Here is a 16,605-nt window from a genome sequence, read left to right on the forward strand (position 1 = left end):
TTTGGCTCTACACCAATTAAGGGGGCACTTTAATCAAATTAGTCTAGACTAAGTCCTTGATTTAGCGATCAAAAGGAGATTAAAGTGCCTAAGAACAATCTTATCCTAAATTTACCTGGATTTTCCATATTAAAAGTGAGTGGGTATCAACCCTTATTATTAGATGTAACTTATAACCGATTAGCTCGGTGTAGTCATTGCCAAAGTAAGCAGGTTCGCAAGAAATCATCGTATATAAGAACAGTACATCATGAGTTAATAGGGCATCGTCGAAGTGTATTGAGGTTTAAAGCGTATAAGCTTTATTGTCATACTTGTTGTCGCTATGGTAATCAACAGTTTCCCGGTATCAATAAACATCAACGTGCTACTTGGCGAGCTCAAGCTGCAGTGTTTCATGAGCATAGCCGCGGGGTATCGCAAAAAGATTTATCAGAGCGTTATAAGAAAGGAAAAGCGACCATAGAGCGCTGGTATCAGCGGCATTATGAAGAGCAACATCGAGAATTAATCAATAAACCATGTCCTGTGGTACTGGGTATTGATGAACATTTTTTCAGTAAGAAAGAAGGGTTTGCAACTACTTTTTGTGACCTAAGAAAACATAAGATATTTGATGTGGTTCGTGGCCGTCGTGAGCAAGAATTAAAAGAATATCTCCAGCAATTACCTGGAAAAGAACGTGTCAAAGTGATTTGTATGGACTTGAGCAGTACATACCGTTCCTTAGTAAAGAAGTACTTTCCTAATGCTATGATAGTGGCTGATAGGTTTCATGTAATCCGTTTAATTCAACATCAGTGTATGATGACCTGTCGAGAACTCTCCACTGAAATTAAAAACAATAGAGGTATCTTAGCCTTATTAAGAACAAGACCTGATAACTTAAGTGATGAGAAGAAAGTCAAAAGAGATGCGTTTTTCACTGAAAATCCTGCAATAGAGGCTATATATCAATTTCAGCAACAACTGCACTCACTATTAATGAAAAGGGCGCTAACACAGCATGAGTGCCGTAAAGTAATACCTACTTTCTTAGAAATGTTGGCTGAGTTAAAGCAAAGTGGTTTTAAAGCATTAGCATCATTAGGTAAAACACTTTGGGCTTGGAAAGATGAAGTGGCCAGAATGTGGCGATTTAGTAAGTCAAATGGAATAACAGAAGGCTTTCATCGCAAAATGAAACTCATTCAGCGAAGAGCTTATGGTTTTAGAAATTTTGAAAATTATAGAGTACGTGTTAAGGTCCTCTGCGGGTGATTAAAGCTGCCCCCTTAAATGGGAAAGAGCCAGATTTTTTAATGTGAGTAATGAGCTGCCTTCTGAACAGCATAATACGTCCTTGATTAGTGCCCCCGGATTTGGGGAAGAGCCTCCTTGTGCTCAGACAACCATTGAATGATGCCTGATGATTCTGCGTTTGATTGTTGCCCCATATTTAGGGATATGGCCATATTTATATGAGCCAAAAATGGCGCGCCCGGAAGGATTCGAACCTCCGACCCCCTGGTTCGTAGCCAGATACTCTATCCAACTGAGCTACGGGCGCGTGTTTCGTGGCGGAGAGAGAGGGATTCGAACCCTCGATGGGATTTTGTCCCATACTCCCTTAGCAGGGGAGCGCCTTCGACCACTCGGCCATCTCTCCAATCAATGGACGGGAAGTATATCAGGTATTCGGATGCCGTCAACTCTAGCTGAAGGTTTATTCAAAACATTTAAAAAAATCCACTGAGGATGGACAAGCAATAATGATGAATACAATATTTCCAAAAAATAGGGATTACTGCTATCTTTAGTCTAGCATTTTAAACGCCTTATTCAGGGCTTAGTTTTAAGTATCATTAGATTTGTCCATCGAAATCGAGCAATTGCCCTATCGATATGGTTTGTTGGCCATGATGGCAAGTATCAGGAGGAGTAATGAAACATAAATCAAATTTAAACGGCAAAGATGTTTATGTGGTTGATGGAAGCCGTACGCCCTTTTTAAAAGCTAAAGAGGTAGGACCTTTCAGTGGTTCGGATTTGGCGGTAGCCGCTGGTCTGCCTTTGTTAAATCGACAGCCTTTTTCTCCTAAAGAATTGGATGAAGTCATTATTGGTTCAGCAATGCCCGGGCCGGATGAAGCAAACATAGCCCGGGTGACGGCCTTAAGACTGGGATGTGGGGAGAAGGTCCCAGCATTTACTGTGATGCGAAATTGTGCATCTGGTATGCAGGCTTTAGATAATGCTGCCATGCAAATTGCTAGTGGACGCAGCCATCTGATTTTAGCAGGAGGGACGGATGCCATGAGTCATGCTCCCTTATTGTTTAATCAAAAAATGGCTGCATGGCTTGCCAAATGGTATGCCGCTAAAACGTTTAGACAGCGAGCAGGTTTAATCGCAGAATTTAGACCTTCTTATCTTGCGCCTGTTGTTGCTTTATTGCGAGGGTTAACAGATCCGATTGTTGGTCTAAACATGGGGCAGACTGCTGAAAAATTAGCATTTAAATTTAATATTACTCGGGAACAAATGGATGAGTATGCTTGTGAAAGCCATCGTCGATTAGCAGAAGCGTTTCAGGAGGGACGAATGCAAGAAGTAGTTCCCATGATTGATGCAAAAGGAACATTGTATCTTAAAGATGATGGTATTCGAGAAGATTCAACCGTAGAAAAGCTGGCAAAATTAAAACCATTTTTTGACAAAAAATATGGAATGGTAACGGCGGGAAATAGTTCACAAATTACTGATGGAGCTTGTTTGTTGCTTTTGGCAAGTGCCGAGGCAGTTAAAAAATATAAGCTTCCTGTTATGGGGAAAATTGTTGATTCCCAATGGGCTGCATTAGACCCGGCACAGATGGGACTTGGGCCAGTACATGCCGCTACCCCCATTATGGAACGTCAGCATTTAAAACCGCAGGATTTTGATTGCTGGGAAATTAATGAAGCCTTTGCTGCCCAAGTGCTGGCATGCCTTGCTGCCTGGGATGATGACGAATATTGTCGTACTCAGTTGGGATTAAAGCAGGCCATGGGTGCACCGTCTCGTGCTGTTTTAAACAAAGATGGTGGTGCAATTGCTGCGGGGCATCCAATTGGTGCAAGTGGTGCACGCATTGTATTGCATGTGTTGCAGGATCTTCAGCAACGAAATGGAACGCGCGGGATGGCCGCAATTTGCATTGGGGGTGGTCAGGGAGGGGCGATGTTTTTGGAGCGAACGACAGAGGTAAAAGGACATGAGTAATTATAAACATTGGATAGTAAAAAAAGATTCTAGAAATATTTTTTGGCTTGGTCTGAATCGTAAAGATACGTCCGTTAATACCATTAATGATGAAGTGCTTGATGAATTAAATGGTCTATTGCAAGAGGTAGCCCAGGAAAAAGATGCGAAAGGTTTAATTGTTCATTCCCTTAAGCAAAAAGGATTCATTGCTGGAGCGGATGTCAATGAGTTTGCCAAGTTTGACAATCCGGCACGTGCCATTGATTTTTTGCGCAAAGGGCAAGCTGTATTTAACCGTATAGAATCTATGTCCATTCCAACGGTTGCAATTATTAATGGTTTTTGCATGGGAGGCGGCTTGGAATTGGCTTTGGCCTGTGATTATCGTCTGGCAACCGATGATAAAAGCACACGCTTGGGCTTGCCTGAAGTGTTACTTGGTATTCATCCTGGGTGGGGTGGAACCGTGCGTTTGCCCAGATTGATTGGTGGTTTCCACGCTTTATCAGAAGTTATTTTAACGGGCGCAACCTTGTCTTCTCATAAAGCAAAAAAATTAGGATTTGTTGATGATGTTACACCACTTCGGCAATTGGACCGCGCTGCGGTTTATTACGTAGAAAATCGGCCGAAAAAACATAAACCTGCGTTTCTGCAATCCCTAAGCAATTATGCCTGGGCTCGAGTCTTGTTGGCTAAACTATTTCGCAAACAAGTTGCTAAAAAGGTACAAAAAGAGCACTATCCGGCGCCGTTTGCTGTTATTGATTTATGGGAGAAAGAAAGTAGTTTTGATGAAAGAGCTTATTTAAAAGAAGTGGATTCTATTGAGCAATTGATTACCGAAAATGAAACAGCAACCAATTTGATTCGCATTTTTCAATTGCGTGAACGGCTGAAGGGATTTGCGAAAAAAAGTAATTTTAAGGCCGAACATGTTCATGTTATTGGTGCCGGGGTCATGGGGGGGGATATTGCCGCATGGTGCGCTTTAAAGGGACTGCGCGTGACGCTTGAAGATAAGTCTTATGAATATATTGCCCCAGCTATCGGGAGAGCACGTAAGCTGTTTAATAAAAAATTACGTACGGCTAGAGAAATTCAGGCTGCAGCTGATCGTCTCATTGCTGATCCAAACGGATATGGTGTTTTCCGGGCAGACGTTATCATTGAAGCGGTTTATGAAAATCTGGATGTAAAACAAACCATCATGAAAGCGGTGGAAGAGCGCGCAAAGCCGGATGCTATTATTGCGACTAACACGTCGAGTATTCCGTTGGATGAAATCAGTACAGTAATGAGCCATCCACATCGATTGGTTGGCATTCACTTTTTTAATCCAGTGGCCAAAATGGATTTGGTTGAAGTGGTTAGCAGTTCCAAGACATCAAAAGAGATTGCACAAGATGCCTGTTCTTTTGTCGATCAAATTAGTCGCTTGCCCTTACCTGTTAAATCCAGTCCGGGATTTTTAGTTAACCGGGTCCTGATGCCTTATTTAATGGAATGTGTGCAATTGCTTGATGAGGGTTACCGTGCAGAACTTATTGATAAGGCAGCACAATCATTTGGTATGGTTATGGGGCCTGTTGAATTGGCTGATACGGTAGGTATGGATGTATGCCTTGCGGTTGCAGAAAATTTGACGGGTCATTTTGGTGGCAAGGTTCCTCAAAAATTGCAAGACATGGTTAAGGCAGGTAAATTAGGCCGAAAATCAGGGGAAGGTTTTTATCGATATAAAAATGGAAAACCAGTAAAACATCAAATAACCAGTCATGGTAATGAAAAGGAAATTGCCAATCGCTTGATTTTGCGTATGGTCAATGAGGCTGCGGCCTGTTTGCGCGAAGGAGTGGTGGTTGATGCCGACTTGCTGGATGCTGGCATGGTTTTTGGAACTGGGTTTGCGCCATTTCGAGGTGGCCCTATGCATTATGCCAAGCATTTCGGTCGAGATAAGCTCAATGAATTGTTTTCACAGCTTGAAACACAATATGGAGAGCGATTCAAGGCGGATACCGGATTGTGATATTTTTTGAGGCTGCTTATAAAAGGCAGCCTGATTAATATTTATTTTTCCTATCGGTTCCAACAGGGAGATTGAGAGGAATGTTTTAAATATTTCTATGGACTATCATCCCTTTGTTTGCCAAGGTTCGTCTGCTCTTTTACTGGAAGAGCAATGAGGAAATCATGATGATGCGCAAGCTTTTGAAGTTTTGTCTTTTTTTACTGTATGCAAATCCTTTAATTGCTGCCATATACGTGTTGCCGCTGGATGGAAATGTGATAGGGAAGCTGCATTTTGTCCATCCGCAACCAGGCGAAACTTTAAGTGAGGTGGGGGTTCGTTTTGATATTGGTTTTGATGAAATGCGACGAGCGAATCCGCACGTTGATGAAGAGCAGCCATTATCACCACATCTTACCCTTCTAATTCCTTCACAGTTTGTTTTACCTGCTGCACCTCGACGGGGTCTCGTCATTAATTTGCCAGAATATCGCCTTTATTATTTTCCGGAAAATGATAATGTGGTCATTACATACCCCGTAGGCATTGGGCGCCAGGGATGGAATACTCCCGTTGGGGTAACACAAGTTATTGCCAAACAAAAAGATCCAGTATGGCGGCCGACAGCGAATTTGAAAGCTTACGCGAACGAACAGGGACAACTGCTGCCGGAAGAATTTCCTCCTGGACCGGTGAATCCGCTGGGGCGTTATGTTCTGCGTCTGGGATGGCCAACCTACCTGATTCATGGCACTAATCATGCGGATGGTGTGGGGATGCGAGTAAGTGCAGGTTGTATTCGTATGTTGCCTGATGATATTGAGTATTTATATGAATTAGTTCAGGTTGGTACACCCGTGAGGGTCATAAATGAACCATTAAAACTTGGTGAATTAAATGGCATGCTTTATTTGGAAGCGCATCCCGTATTAAAAGAAAAGTGCAGTACTGATTTACAAGGATTAGCAGAGCGTCTTTTTAGACATTTGAATAAAAATAGTTCTATCAATCAGAACGTTTTACATCAAGAACTTAAACGTCTTTCTGGTGTTCCTCGGAAAATATCAGTCTAAAAGTTTAGGAGTTACACACTAGCAAAAGTTTTTCATGGTGTTTTTTAATGTCATCTCCGCGAAGGCGGAGATCCATGTATGATTAAAAATTGAAGCTTTATTCGAAATGGATTTCTGCTTTCGTGGGAAAGACACTCATTATTAGATCATTATTTGCCCGTTTAGATGTTATTTTGTCAGTGTTTCTAAGGTTTGTAAATTGATTTTTTGTATAAAGGTCGTTGACAAATTGCATATAGTTTATGAGCGATGAGGACAATAATAACACTTGCGACAAGATCGATAGGGTAATGCCATCCTAAAAGAATGCAAGAAGTAAATAATAGTAAATTCACAATGAGTAGTATTCCAAATGCAATAGGCCACGGGCGTAACAAATAGAGGCAGAACCATGCCCAAATTGCATGAAAAGATGGTGTTGCAATCATGCCTCCTTCTAGTGTTGTTGGCTGTATATAGCTGTGAATTTGTTGAAATTTAAGTCCGGTTGCTCTTTGGGCTTCAAAAAATAAAGGACTGTCAATGACACTGGCTGGTGCCGTCGTAGGAAAAAAATAGTAAAAAGTGTATCCAATAAGCGCGCTTGAGAACAATAAAAAATAATATTCACGCATTAATTGAAAACGTTTTGCCGCAATCACCAGAATGGGAATGAAGTTTAATTGATAGTCCAGGGTTCGATAAGAATACATTAACAGGGTATTGATGTTAGGATGTTCACGAGTCCAACGGACAATGCCTTCCATATTAATATATAGCGAGGATTCAAATTTTAAAATATATTTGTCGATTGGTGGGAAAGGGGTATATTGAATTGCATTACATGCAAAAAGCAGGATCATAACGACGGTGTAATAGTAAATGGCTTCTTTTATCATTAAGGTTAGATTACCGGAACGACCATACTGCAAGATTGCCCCTGAATAAGTGAGCAATAAAAAAAGCGCGATAGTTAAAAATATCGGTGGAATATAATTATTACCCGGGTATTGGTAAAAAAGTAATTGATGGCCATGACTATAATAGCAAAGCCACACAACCCTGCGCCCGAAGAAATGATACATGTTGTTTTCAGAGTACGCATGTTTTTTGGGTATTAATCATTCACTAGCCGCTTGTTCTTTCTGTTTGATTGCATGATAGATTTCTTCTCGATGAACATTAATTGACCTGGGAGCATTGATGCCAAATTTAATGTTGCCATGCTCCTGGGTTTTAAAAGCGATGATTTGAACAATGTTGCCGTTAATATCAATAATTAATGGTTCTTCGAAGGGGACAGTTACAATATGCATAAAAAACCTCTTTATTTTTTAACGTGTTATAACTTATTCATCTAGTAAATGCAATCTGACAAAAGAGGGAAATAGAAAAAAAACGGCGAAACTTTTAGTTTACTCAAAATTAAAGCAAAAAATTGCTCAGTACGTATAAATAGGTTATGATTAACCGCTTTTTTTAAAACCTTGTCTTACTCGGATTTAATTCGGGAAGACTGTAATCCAAAAGGAGAAACTCATGAGACATTATGAAATTGTCTTTCTAGTGCATCCCGATCAAAGTGAACAAGTGCCCGGTATGGTTGAACGTTATGAAGGCATTATCACCAAAAATGAGGGAAAAATTCATCGTAAAGAAGATTGGGGTCGTAGACAATTAGCTTATCCCATTAATGATGTTCATAAAGCTCACTATATTTTGATGAACATTGAATGTAATCAAGCCGCTCTGGATGAATTAAAAACTGCATTCAAATTCAATGATGCAATATTAAGATATCTGGTTGTTAAGCAAAAACATGCAATTACTACAGAATCCGTTATGATGAAAAAAGAAAAAGAAAGCCGAGCAGCTTAAGGAGAACATGATAATGTCAGCTTATTTTCGTCGCAAAAAAATGAACCGATTTGCTGCCGAAGGCGCAGAAGGTATTGATTATAAAGATATTAATCTATTAAAAAATTACATTACCGAAACGGGTAAAATCGTACCAAGTCGAATTACTGGCGTGCAAACTCGTTTTCAACGGCAATTGGCTAAAGCCATAAAGCATGCAAGATTTCTTGCACTTTTGCCTTATTGTGATCGACATCAGTAAAAATAACCAGGTTGAGCATGTTTATGCGTAATCAGGCTAAGTTTTTGTTGGAAAACCCTTGGCATGCAATATTATGTGCTGTTGTATTAGCGTTGCTGCCTTATACTTCTTGGCTGTCCGTAGCATTGATTGCTTTGGTGACTTTGCGAAAGGGCAGCCGAGAAGGTGGGGTGCTGTTAGCCGCTGTTTTGTTGGCTCATTTCGCTTTTTCGTTGACAACATTAACGGCCAAGCTGGCCATCATTAATACATTGCTTGTTTTTATGCCATGTTATCTAGCAGCTATTCTGTTACGTATAACCGCCAGTTGGCGGGCTGTAGCAGGAGGTTTTTTTCTGCAAGTAACCATTGCCATGATGCTGTTGCAAGCGATGCTGCCTGATTTCAGTATGACACAATTTCTTTATTTCAAGACTGCTTTACGAGATTTACAATACGATAATACCTTATTGGAATTTGTAAATGGTAATCATGGTATAAAGGATTTAACGCTGGCGAATTACTTGCTTGGTATTCAAGCTGCGGGAATTGTTCTTTCTGCAGCTTTGTCATTGATGCTTGCTCGCTCTTTGCAATCTCAGCTTTATTATCCTGGCGGTTTTAGAAAAGAGATGCTTGATTTCAGGGGTGAAAAATTAGGATTGTTTTTACTGGTAATCATGATGATTGCTGCAAGTCATGACAATGTTCTTGCCATGACTATTTTGCCGGTATTAATAGTTTATTTTTTACTTTCAGGATTAAGCTTGGGCTTTAATCTATTTGCTAAAAAAAGGCCATTGGGCTCTTTTTTATTGTTGATTGCACCATTGTTACTCATACCGTTGGTGATGTTACCAGTGTATGTGGTTGTGGGTTCATTGGATAGTTTATTTAATTTTAGATTATATCTGCCTAGATCGTATTCTTAGAAAAACGATGGTACGTGCGGATGTAAAATATGAAGGGGGTTAAGATGGAAGTTATTTTGTTGGAAAAAGTGAGAAATTTGGGAAATCTGGGTGATAAAGTGTCCGTTAAGGCCGGATATGGCAGGAACTTTTTGATTCCACAAAATAAGGCTGTATTTGCAACAGCAAAAAATGTTGAATTATTTGAGCAACGACGTGCTGAATTGGAGAAAAAAGCACAACAAACATTAGCTACTGCAGAACAACGGGCTGCCAAGTTAAATGATATTACCGTCGTTATCTCCGCTCAAGCGAGTGATGAAGGTAAATTATATGGCTCAGTTGGTGTGCATGAAATTAAGGATGCTTTGGTTAAGCGCTCTATTGACGTTCATAAGCGCGAGATTATTATGCCGGAAGGGCCTTTACATTCAATAGGTGAGTATACCGTTGAAATTCATTTACATAGTGACGTCATTGCAAATTTAAAAGTGGAAGTCACTCAGGCTAAATAATGCCTTATTCCTAACTACCATCAAAGATGGTAGTTAGGATCTTGATGCTCATTTGAATTTTTCAAGGGTAAACTTTTTTAGTCTCTATGTTTGATTTTTAAGGGTTTTAAATATTTAAAACCCTCTTTTCTGAAACATTGTTATCTATATCAGATACTCGACAGCGACGGCCCCAGCAGCAACTGCAATATGAGTTTTGTTTTCCCAAAGGAAACTTCCAACGCTACTCAGTAATTGAGCGATCCCCCTAGATGGTTCAACCGGTGGTGGCGATACTATGGCTATTCTACGTTCTTTTTGACGGCGTGCAAGAAAAGGACAACCGGTTACAAAATCTTGGGTGGAAAGTCGTTTATGAATGTTTTCTGGTGTGACTGCAGGAACGCTGGCTTTGGGTCGATGACTTGCTGCCCCATGCAGTTCAACGATCAACGATGGCGATAAATGTTCCATAAGAGGAATAACACCGGCATTGAGGCCGTGAGAATGTTCTGCTTCAACAGAAGTATGTCGGGAGCTTTGTAAATGATTTCCTATTTTGTATAAGGCTTTCAGAATGGTTTGAAGCTTTTCTTGATCATCCCGGCTCATTTCGGTCACGACGTCTTGAGTCGATTTTCCTGGAAAACCAAATAAACAGCTTATCCTTGCTAGTTGGTCAAGTCCTAAGCCTTCACGTAATGCAGCAACCAACTCTTGGCAATAACTGTATTGTAAACCTAAGGCTAATTTGGGAGCATCAGGGTTTTTACCTTGAACACCGATTGTTCTGGCTAATTCCATTAATTGACGAACCAATGCTCCCGCTCGAGCTTCATTTTCCAATACATTAAGGCATAGCTTATATAAGTCGCTGGCTTCTATTGGTGCTTCAGACTCCAGTGCCCTGGCCAGTAATTGCTCTAATATCATTTGTTCAGCAACCAAACCTGCTGCAGATAAAACAGCGCTTACATGAACGCCAGTATTGAAAGAAGGGGTTGCCAATTCACCGTTCAGTCTCCTATCAATCATGGAGGGCGTTGGTTCAACTAACGGTGCATCATCGTAAGATTTAAATAAGGAAGCACCATCATGATCTTTTAAGTCAAACGCATAAGCAATGGCTTTAAGATTATTGCAACATACATGGCTTGAATTCGTAAAGCGAATTGGTAATGCTGCTCGTTCGCTTCTGGGACGGCTGACGTGCAAAGGTTCTACAATTTCATTGAGCAATGCCCCTGTCAGTAAATCATCAATGACATCCGGTTCGCTTGCAAATTTTTCTGTCAGTCGTTTTTTCATAACAAACAAAGCATTGTCTAACAATGGACGTGGATCAAATTCATATTTTTGAAGATAATCAAAAATAGCGTACATGGCATTAAATGCTTGATTTTGAACAAATAACCCCAAGCCAGAAGTGTTACTTAAACGCCCTGCCTGTAAAATAGCTTGTTGAGCTTTAGTACGTTCATAAAATCCACCTTTGGAGATGGCGGTTACCCGTATGATGTCTTCAGTAATATCCTGCGGCAAAATTTCACCCGTTGCTTCGTGAATGATCCAGCCTAACGGCGCTGGGGTACTTTCTGCACCGCTGAATTTTACTTGAATAGCCAATCCATTGGTTTCTTTGGTGTATGTTTTTTTATCATCGGTGATGATATTCAAGGTCGAAATGTCGGCTGCCGTCAATATCGTATCTTCCAGGTGAAGTGTATTGTCTTCTTCAAGACGAGGACGACGTGTTCGAAGCATTCCATCCAGTAATGATCGTTGTTCCGATGTGATTCCAGCAGGACACGTTACGTATTTAAAACCTTGATTTTTCAATTCAAATTGCATGCCACGGCCAACATTCCAAACGGGTGCATGCAGAATGTCCCAGACGCCTTGTTCCCCATAATAACCTTTGGAATTGGTATGAATCAAAGGCTGTGCCCTGGTATTTAATACTTTACCTTGTCCTAAGGTACAATGGGCATTGTGTTCATACGCTTGCGTTGTAGTAACGGTAGCATGAATTGGTCGGCCACCCATTTTTTCTCGGAAAAACAAACCAATTTCGTCGCTTCCTTCGGCTGGTCGCTCAACTGGATTGGTTGCATAGTCAATTCTTGCAATCTGTTGCAGCAGACCCGCTCGTTTGCCATGAGACAAATGATTACGAATCACCAATGCCCCAAGATTGCTAAAACGCTCGACAAATGCTTGAAATGGCGATAGTGAAACATCTGGATCGATGTATTGATTGGTAGAAGTAAATGAATCTTCGGTAAAACGCAGCCCGGTGTATTGTAAGACATAACCTGTTTCTGTTAACGGCATAGGAAACTCCAGATAAAGCGGCGTTCCCTCACCACGGCATTTTAGACTTGTGTAAGATAAGACTGCTAATAATATTGGTTGGTCATTTTATAAAATTTAAGAACAAGTATCAAACAAAAAGTATTTATTTTAAATAATTTTGGATTAAAGACAATAACGTCTAATATGTTTCCAAACGAATGATGGCATACGCTGGTTCTTCATAAGGATGTGCTTCTTTTAATGTTTGTACAGCCAAGTGAATTAATTCAGCAGAACAAAGCATTTCAACTTTGTATTCATTAACAAACGTTAACTCTCCTAATTCACCAATGGCGGGATTAGCTCCTGCAAGCGGACGAAATTGGCCTTGGCCTAGTGTTTGCCAGCAAGTCTCACCGTAGTCTCCTTGCCTGCCTGCGCCAATACTAAATAAGGCATGCTTTACTGCATCAAGATGGCTTTCAGGTACATAAAAATAAGTTGGTATTGCATTATTTCTTCCATTTGATATTACAGCCAATACTTGGTTTCTGATTTTCAGGAACAGGACTTCCATTAATAAGACAATCAAGCACGGTTCGTATGGAATGCCCATCAGGCTCTATACTATTCCCAGGACGCGAGTCATCCAATTGTCCACGATAGGCCAAAATAAGATTTTTATCATACACGAAGAAGTCTGGTGTGCAGGCAGCATGGTAAGCCTTGGCAACTTCTTGCGTTTCGTCATACAAATAAGGAAAAGGATAGTGATACTTTTGAGCGGTTTTTATCATATTTTCAGGGGAGTCATCCGGGTAGCTTTCGACATCATTGGAGTTAATTGCAAGAAAGCGGATATTTTTTGCCATATAATCCGTTGCAAGTCGGGTTAACTCATGATTAACGTGCTTTACATAAGGACAATGATTGCAAATAAACATAATGACTGTGGCAATAACATTTTGATTGCTACGCAGATTAATGTTTTTTCCACCAACAACATCAGGCAATGAAAATTCAGGAGCATGCGTTCCAAGAGGCAACATCGTTGATGGTGTTTTTGCCATAAAATTTCTCCAAATGACTAAAATATAATAACAAGCGCCATAGCAAATACAAAAAATAAATTTAGGATTGCCCACAACAGGGCAATGTATTTACCGCGATACACATTATCAAGCGCATAGATGCCTACAGCCAAGCTTCCAAATAAAAAAATCCAATTATTTTGAAAGGAAAATCCTATCGACAGTAAAGCAATTCCTACGACGCCAATTAAGCGAAAAATATTATTAAGTTGGCCGCTTAAAAGATAATAAACCAGCATTTGCAAGCTTAATAAAATAGGAAGCACAACTTGTAAAATAGGTCCTATTCCCAGAAGGTCGGCACCATGTTCGGCAAGAAGAATGAGTTCAAGCGCAATAAAGTAAGTTAGTTTATAGTAAATAGCCGTAAGAAGCAGTAAACAGGCGCCTGATGCATAATAAATCTGTGGGGTTGTCTGGGTAAAACCAAACAGAACAATCAGGGCGCCAACTATACCAGCAATTAATACAACAAACGATATAATTTTTTTACTTGCTGAATTACCAACGAAGTAAGATTCCTTTGGCAACGGCATCTTTAATTACCTGGGCTTGTGGCTTATTGGTTGATACCCAGTAGTTACCCATGTTACTTAAAGCAAATTTAACACGAGGATACTGGCAGACTTCAAGAACATCATTACAATTAACCATTGCAACATTGTTATCCTGATGAGTAAAACATTTAAAATGCAAATTTTCCAGGTCTGACGCAAATGCTGCCCATTGCGATGGATCCAATTTGCTTTTTAAAGTAGGGCTCATGAATACTTCGCGTGTTTCATGACGTTCAAGTTCGATTTGGGTATCAGAGCGATTTTGAATTAAATAAAAGGTTTGCTCACCTTTATCGTTCAAAATAAGATAATTATCACTATAGCCAAATCCCGATACTTCACAACCCCTAGGAAAAACAGTAGTGGCGGCGATGCTCATGTTAGTCCAAATCGATAGCCATGCAAAAAGGATAATAATTTTTTTATTACGTGCCATGAACAGTCTCAGAAGCAATCATAGGGGCCTTATTTTAATTTAAAAAAAGCAAAGTCCAATAATCTATTCTCTAATGGTTGCAAAATGTTCATTCATCCATGCGAACCGTTATTTTTAATGATTATCATGGGTGAATAGGTGCGATAGATGCTTAAAATTAAATACACAACCACATATCCTAAAGAAATAGCTAAGCAAATGGGGTTACTTTGTGGATAATTCCATAATAAAAAAGCGGAACTTATTCCGTAAATCGTTGAGCAGCTATGCATAAGCGCTTTAAGGGTTGTCGATGTAGTAAGATAATCAAGGCGTGAGGGATAAACGTATTTGATGGGAATAAAAATTAAAAGACAGAGAATACTTAAAATCCAAGCGTTGGTAACCATCGAGGTATTAAAAATAAACATGTAAAAAACAGCAAAATTCCAATAACAGGGGAATCCTTTAAAAAATGATCCGGTGTTTTAGCATCGTCTTGACAAAATTGATAAGCTGATGTAAGAGTAATGGCAAAAATTAGCCATAAATCATACTCGGGTGGGAGCATATCGGGTTTGACGAGTAGAAAGAAAGAAGGAGTTACTACATAATTTAAGTAATCCACCATATTATCAAGTAAGGTACCATCTATCTTTGGCAAAACTTTCTTAACATTAACAAGCCTTGCTAATGAGCCATCTACCGAGTCAATGACAACGGTGATTGCCATTAACCAAAGTGCTACGACGTATTCATGCTGATATATTTTAATAAGGCTTAATAAACCTATAAAAACAGCGCTGGCAGTAAATATATGAACAGCCCAGGCCAATAGGTACGGCATAATGCGACAACCACTTTTATTTTTCATTAGTTACCCTACTTAATATGAATTCGGCTTAAAAAGCAAATTTTATGGATTTAACAGCTTTTTACAGGATAATGGATATTTCTTATAATAAAAATAAATCTTAACGCGTTAAATTTTTCCTAGGCGATGGTATCAACAATTAAAACTTATCTGCAAGAATTCCATTTAATTCATGACACTTTGGAATAAAATATGAGCAAGGAGCTAAATAATGCAAATCAAAACAATTAATCCGGCTACCGAAGAAATATTGCAATCATACCCCTTATTTAAAGAAGAACAGGTTCATGCCTTTATTGATGCAGCCCATCTGTGTTATCAGGCATGGCGTAAAACAAGTTTTTCACAACGGCGACAACGCATGTTGAAGATGGCTGAACTTCTTCGAAAGAAACAAGAAGAATATGCCGCGCTTATGGCTAAAGAAATGGGAAAGCCGCTAACTGCTGGGAAAAGTGAAATTGAAAAATGCGCCTGGGTTTGTGAACATTTTGCCAAACAAGCAGAACAGTATCTTGCGCCAAGATTGATTCAGACTGAAATGACAAAAACAAAGGTATGTTATCAACCTTTAGGGGTAGTCTTTGCTATTATGCCATGGAATTTTCCCTTCTGGCAGGTTTTTCGATTTGCAGCGCCTACCATCATGGCTGGAAACGCGGCCATTTTGAAACATGCTCCTATTTCCACTGGAGCTGGTAATGCTATTGCCGAATTATTTCTTGAAGCCGGTTTCCCTGAGCATTTATTTCAGCATTTTATCTTAGACAATGAGTTGGCTGCGAAAGTCATTGCCAATGAAAAAATTGTCGGTGTTAGTCTGACTGGTAGTGAAAAAGCAGGAAGTATTGTGGCAAGCCACGCAGCGAGTCATTTAAAAAAATCCGTATTGGAGTTGGGAGGGAACGATCCTTATATTATTCTTGCAGACGCTGATCTTGAACTGGCGGCAAATTGTGTGGTCACTTCACGCATGAATAATAGTGGCCAGGTTTGTATTGCAGCAAAAAGAACGATTGTTGTTGATGAAGTGGTGGAGGAGTTTGTTGAGCACATTGTGAAGCTGGTGGAAAAATTTCAAATGGGAAACCCACTCGATCCTTCAACCAATTTTGGGCCTATGGCACGCAAAGATTTACGGGATACACTGCATCAGCAAGTGCTTGATAGCGAAAAAAAAGGCGCTAAAATACTGCGCGGCGGGACTGTTCCTCATCGCAAAGGCTTTTATTATCCTCCTACCATATTGACAAACGTTAGTCCTGGCATGCCCGCGTTTGATGATGAATTATTTGGGCCTGTTATTGCGATAGTGAGTGCTGAAGATGAGGCACATGCCATTCGTTTAGCGAATCAAAGCAAGTATGGTTTGGGTGGTGCTGTATTTACCAGTGATTTAGCGCGTGGTGAAAAAATTGCGACGGAAGAAATCGAAGTAGGCAGTTGTTTTGTAAACACTTATGTCGCCTCAGATCCGCGTGTACCGTTTGGGGGAATTAAACGCTCGGGGTTTGGACGAGAAATATCAAGAGAAGGAATTCTTGAGTTCGTTAATACCAAAACAGTCAGTATCAAATGA

The 16,605-nt window shown here is 40.0% G+C and carries 17 protein-coding genes and 2 tRNA genes; 9 read left to right on the plus strand and 10 right to left on the minus strand.

The window, feature by feature from the left end; all coding sequences use genetic code 11:
- The first annotated feature begins 84 nt into the window (after window positions 1–84).
- Window positions 85–1,260: an ISL3 family transposase gene (locus LOA_RS06725; RefSeq protein ID WP_025385061.1), complete on the plus strand. Its 1,176-nt coding sequence runs from the start codon at window positions 85–87 to the stop codon at window positions 1,258–1,260.
- Window positions 1,261–1,472: 212 nt separating this feature from the next.
- On the opposite strand, the gene LOA_RS06730 is transcribed toward LOA_RS06725, so the two are convergent.
- Window positions 1,473–1,549: transfer RNA gene (locus tag LOA_RS06730), tRNA-Arg, on the minus strand.
- Between the two features lie 8 nt (window positions 1,550–1,557).
- Window positions 1,558–1,648, minus strand: a tRNA-Ser gene (locus LOA_RS06735).
- A 275-nt stretch (window positions 1,649–1,923) separates the two neighbouring features.
- Here LOA_RS06735 and LOA_RS06740 point away from each other — a divergent pair.
- The 3 genes from LOA_RS06740 to LOA_RS06750 all read left to right on the plus strand — a co-directional run bounded on the left by LOA_RS06740 (window position 1,924) and on the right by LOA_RS06750 (window position 6,312).
- A complete protein-coding gene (locus LOA_RS06740; protein WP_025385666.1) occupies window positions 1,924–3,243 on the plus strand; it encodes an acetyl-CoA C-acetyltransferase in 1,320 nt (439 codons plus the stop codon).
- Entirely contained in the window at window positions 3,236–5,257 is a 2,022-nt protein-coding gene (locus tag LOA_RS06745; protein WP_025385667.1) for a 3-hydroxyacyl-CoA dehydrogenase NAD-binding domain-containing protein, read from the plus strand. Before LOA_RS06740 ends, LOA_RS06745 begins: the two co-directional genes overlap by 8 nt.
- 164 nt (window positions 5,258–5,421) lie before the next feature.
- Window positions 5,422–6,312, plus strand: a complete 891-nt coding sequence (locus LOA_RS06750; RefSeq protein WP_118996645.1) for a L,D-transpeptidase family protein — start codon at window positions 5,422–5,424, stop codon at window positions 6,310–6,312.
- Window positions 6,313–6,497: 185 nt separating this feature from the next.
- On the opposite strand, the gene LOA_RS06755 is transcribed toward LOA_RS06750, so the two are convergent.
- Both LOA_RS06755 and LOA_RS06760 read right to left on the minus strand, forming a co-directional pair.
- Window positions 6,498–7,349: a phosphatase PAP2 family protein gene (locus tag LOA_RS06755; protein ID WP_158423033.1), complete on the minus strand. Its 852-nt coding sequence runs from the start codon at window positions 7,347–7,349 to the stop codon at window positions 6,498–6,500.
- Window positions 7,350–7,412: 63 nt separating this feature from the next.
- A complete protein-coding gene (locus LOA_RS06760; RefSeq protein WP_025385669.1) occupies window positions 7,413–7,607 on the minus strand; it encodes a carbon storage regulator in 195 nt (64 codons plus the stop codon).
- A gap of 223 nt (window positions 7,608–7,830) precedes the next feature.
- Between LOA_RS06760 and rpsF the strand changes: the two genes are divergently transcribed.
- The 4 genes from rpsF to rplI are packed head-to-tail and all read left to right on the plus strand — an operon-like array spanning window position 7,831 to window position 9,815.
- Complete coding sequence (rpsF, locus tag LOA_RS06765; protein ID WP_025385670.1) at window positions 7,831–8,169, plus strand: 30S ribosomal protein S6; 339 nt, start codon at window positions 7,831–7,833, stop codon at window positions 8,167–8,169.
- Window positions 8,170–8,182: 13 nt separating this feature from the next.
- Window positions 8,183–8,410, plus strand: a complete 228-nt coding sequence (gene rpsR, locus LOA_RS06770; protein WP_025385671.1) for a 30S ribosomal protein S18 — start codon at window positions 8,183–8,185, stop codon at window positions 8,408–8,410.
- A 23-nt stretch (window positions 8,411–8,433) separates the two neighbouring features.
- A complete protein-coding gene (locus LOA_RS06775) occupies window positions 8,434–9,321 on the plus strand; it encodes a hypothetical protein (protein ID WP_052335914.1) in 888 nt (295 codons plus the stop codon).
- Window positions 9,322–9,365: 44 nt separating this feature from the next.
- Complete coding sequence (rplI, locus tag LOA_RS06780) at window positions 9,366–9,815, plus strand: 50S ribosomal protein L9 (protein ID WP_025385673.1); 450 nt, start codon at window positions 9,366–9,368, stop codon at window positions 9,813–9,815.
- A 144-nt stretch (window positions 9,816–9,959) separates the two neighbouring features.
- On the opposite strand, the gene ceg17 is transcribed toward rplI, so the two are convergent.
- From ceg17 to LOA_RS16340, 6 genes are all read right to left on the minus strand, one after another.
- Window positions 9,960–12,128, minus strand: a complete 2,169-nt coding sequence (gene ceg17 / locus LOA_RS06785; RefSeq protein ID WP_025385674.1) for a Dot/Icm T4SS effector Ceg17 — start codon at window positions 12,126–12,128, stop codon at window positions 9,960–9,962.
- 160 nt (window positions 12,129–12,288) lie between these two features.
- The gene (locus LOA_RS06790; RefSeq protein ID WP_025385675.1) at window positions 12,289–12,630 is read right to left on the minus strand and encodes a YqfO family protein; all 342 of its coding nucleotides are present in this window, start codon (window positions 12,628–12,630) and stop codon (window positions 12,289–12,291) included.
- Window positions 12,602–13,159: a thioredoxin family protein gene (locus LOA_RS06795; protein ID WP_025385676.1), complete on the minus strand. Its 558-nt coding sequence runs from the start codon at window positions 13,157–13,159 to the stop codon at window positions 12,602–12,604. Before LOA_RS06795 ends, LOA_RS06790 begins: the two co-directional genes overlap by 29 nt.
- Before the next feature lie 17 nt (window positions 13,160–13,176).
- Entirely contained in the window at window positions 13,177–13,716 is a 540-nt protein-coding gene (locus LOA_RS06800) for a hypothetical protein (RefSeq protein ID WP_237757961.1), read from the minus strand.
- The gene (locus tag LOA_RS06805; protein ID WP_025385678.1) at window positions 13,682–14,173 is read right to left on the minus strand and encodes a hypothetical protein; all 492 of its coding nucleotides are present in this window, start codon (window positions 14,171–14,173) and stop codon (window positions 13,682–13,684) included. The genes LOA_RS06800 and LOA_RS06805 overlap by 35 nt, the downstream gene beginning before the upstream one ends.
- Window positions 14,174–14,537: 364 nt before the next feature.
- Window positions 14,538–15,026, minus strand: coding sequence for a CDP-alcohol phosphatidyltransferase family protein (locus tag LOA_RS16340; RefSeq protein WP_476630043.1), 489 nt, complete (start codon window positions 15,024–15,026; stop codon window positions 14,538–14,540).
- Window positions 15,027–15,237: 211 nt separating this feature from the next.
- Between LOA_RS16340 and LOA_RS06815 the strand changes: the two genes are divergently transcribed.
- Complete coding sequence (locus LOA_RS06815; RefSeq protein WP_025385679.1) at window positions 15,238–16,605, plus strand: NAD-dependent succinate-semialdehyde dehydrogenase; 1,368 nt, start codon at window positions 15,238–15,240, stop codon at window positions 16,603–16,605.

The organism is Legionella oakridgensis ATCC 33761 = DSM 21215 (assembly GCF_000512355.1).
GTDB classification, from domain to species: Bacteria; Pseudomonadota; Gammaproteobacteria; order Legionellales; family Legionellaceae; genus Legionella_A; species Legionella_A oakridgensis.

Excerpts from the sequence above, each read along its gene's own strand:
- LOA_RS06740 (WP_025385666.1), top strand. The coding sequence starts at position 1,924 with ATGAAACATAAATCAAATTTAAACGGCAAAGATGTTTATGTGGTTGAT.
- LOA_RS06745 (WP_025385667.1), top strand. The coding sequence starts at position 3,236 with ATGAGTAATTATAAACATTGGATAGTAAAAAAAGATTCTAGAAATATT.
- LOA_RS06750 (WP_118996645.1), top strand. The coding sequence starts at position 5,422 with ATGATGATGCGCAAGCTTTTGAAGTTTTGTCTTTTTTTACTGTATGCA.
- LOA_RS06760 (WP_025385669.1), bottom strand. The coding sequence starts at position 7,607 with ATGCATATTGTAACTGTCCCCTTCGAAGAACCATTAATTATTGATATT.
- rpsF (WP_025385670.1), top strand. The coding sequence starts at position 7,831 with ATGAGACATTATGAAATTGTCTTTCTAGTGCATCCCGATCAAAGTGAA.
- rpsR (WP_025385671.1), top strand. The coding sequence starts at position 8,183 with ATGTCAGCTTATTTTCGTCGCAAAAAAATGAACCGATTTGCTGCCGAA.
- LOA_RS06775 (WP_052335914.1), top strand. The coding sequence starts at position 8,434 with ATGCGTAATCAGGCTAAGTTTTTGTTGGAAAACCCTTGGCATGCAATA.
- rplI (WP_025385673.1), top strand. The coding sequence starts at position 9,366 with ATGGAAGTTATTTTGTTGGAAAAAGTGAGAAATTTGGGAAATCTGGGT.
- ceg17 (WP_025385674.1), bottom strand. The coding sequence starts at position 12,128 with ATGCCGTTAACAGAAACAGGTTATGTCTTACAATACACCGGGCTGCGT.
- LOA_RS06795 (WP_025385676.1), bottom strand. The coding sequence starts at position 13,159 with ATGGCAAAAACACCATCAACGATGTTGCCTCTTGGAACGCATGCTCCT.
- LOA_RS06800 (WP_237757961.1), bottom strand. The coding sequence starts at position 13,716 with ATGCCGTTGCCAAAGGAATCTTACTTCGTTGGTAATTCAGCAAGTAAA.
- LOA_RS06805 (WP_025385678.1), bottom strand. The coding sequence starts at position 14,173 with ATGGCACGTAATAAAAAAATTATTATCCTTTTTGCATGGCTATCGATT.
- LOA_RS16340 (WP_476630043.1), bottom strand. The coding sequence starts at position 15,026 with ATGAAAAATAAAAGTGGTTGTCGCATTATGCCGTACCTATTGGCCTGG.
- LOA_RS06815 (WP_025385679.1), top strand. The coding sequence starts at position 15,238 with ATGCAAATCAAAACAATTAATCCGGCTACCGAAGAAATATTGCAATCA.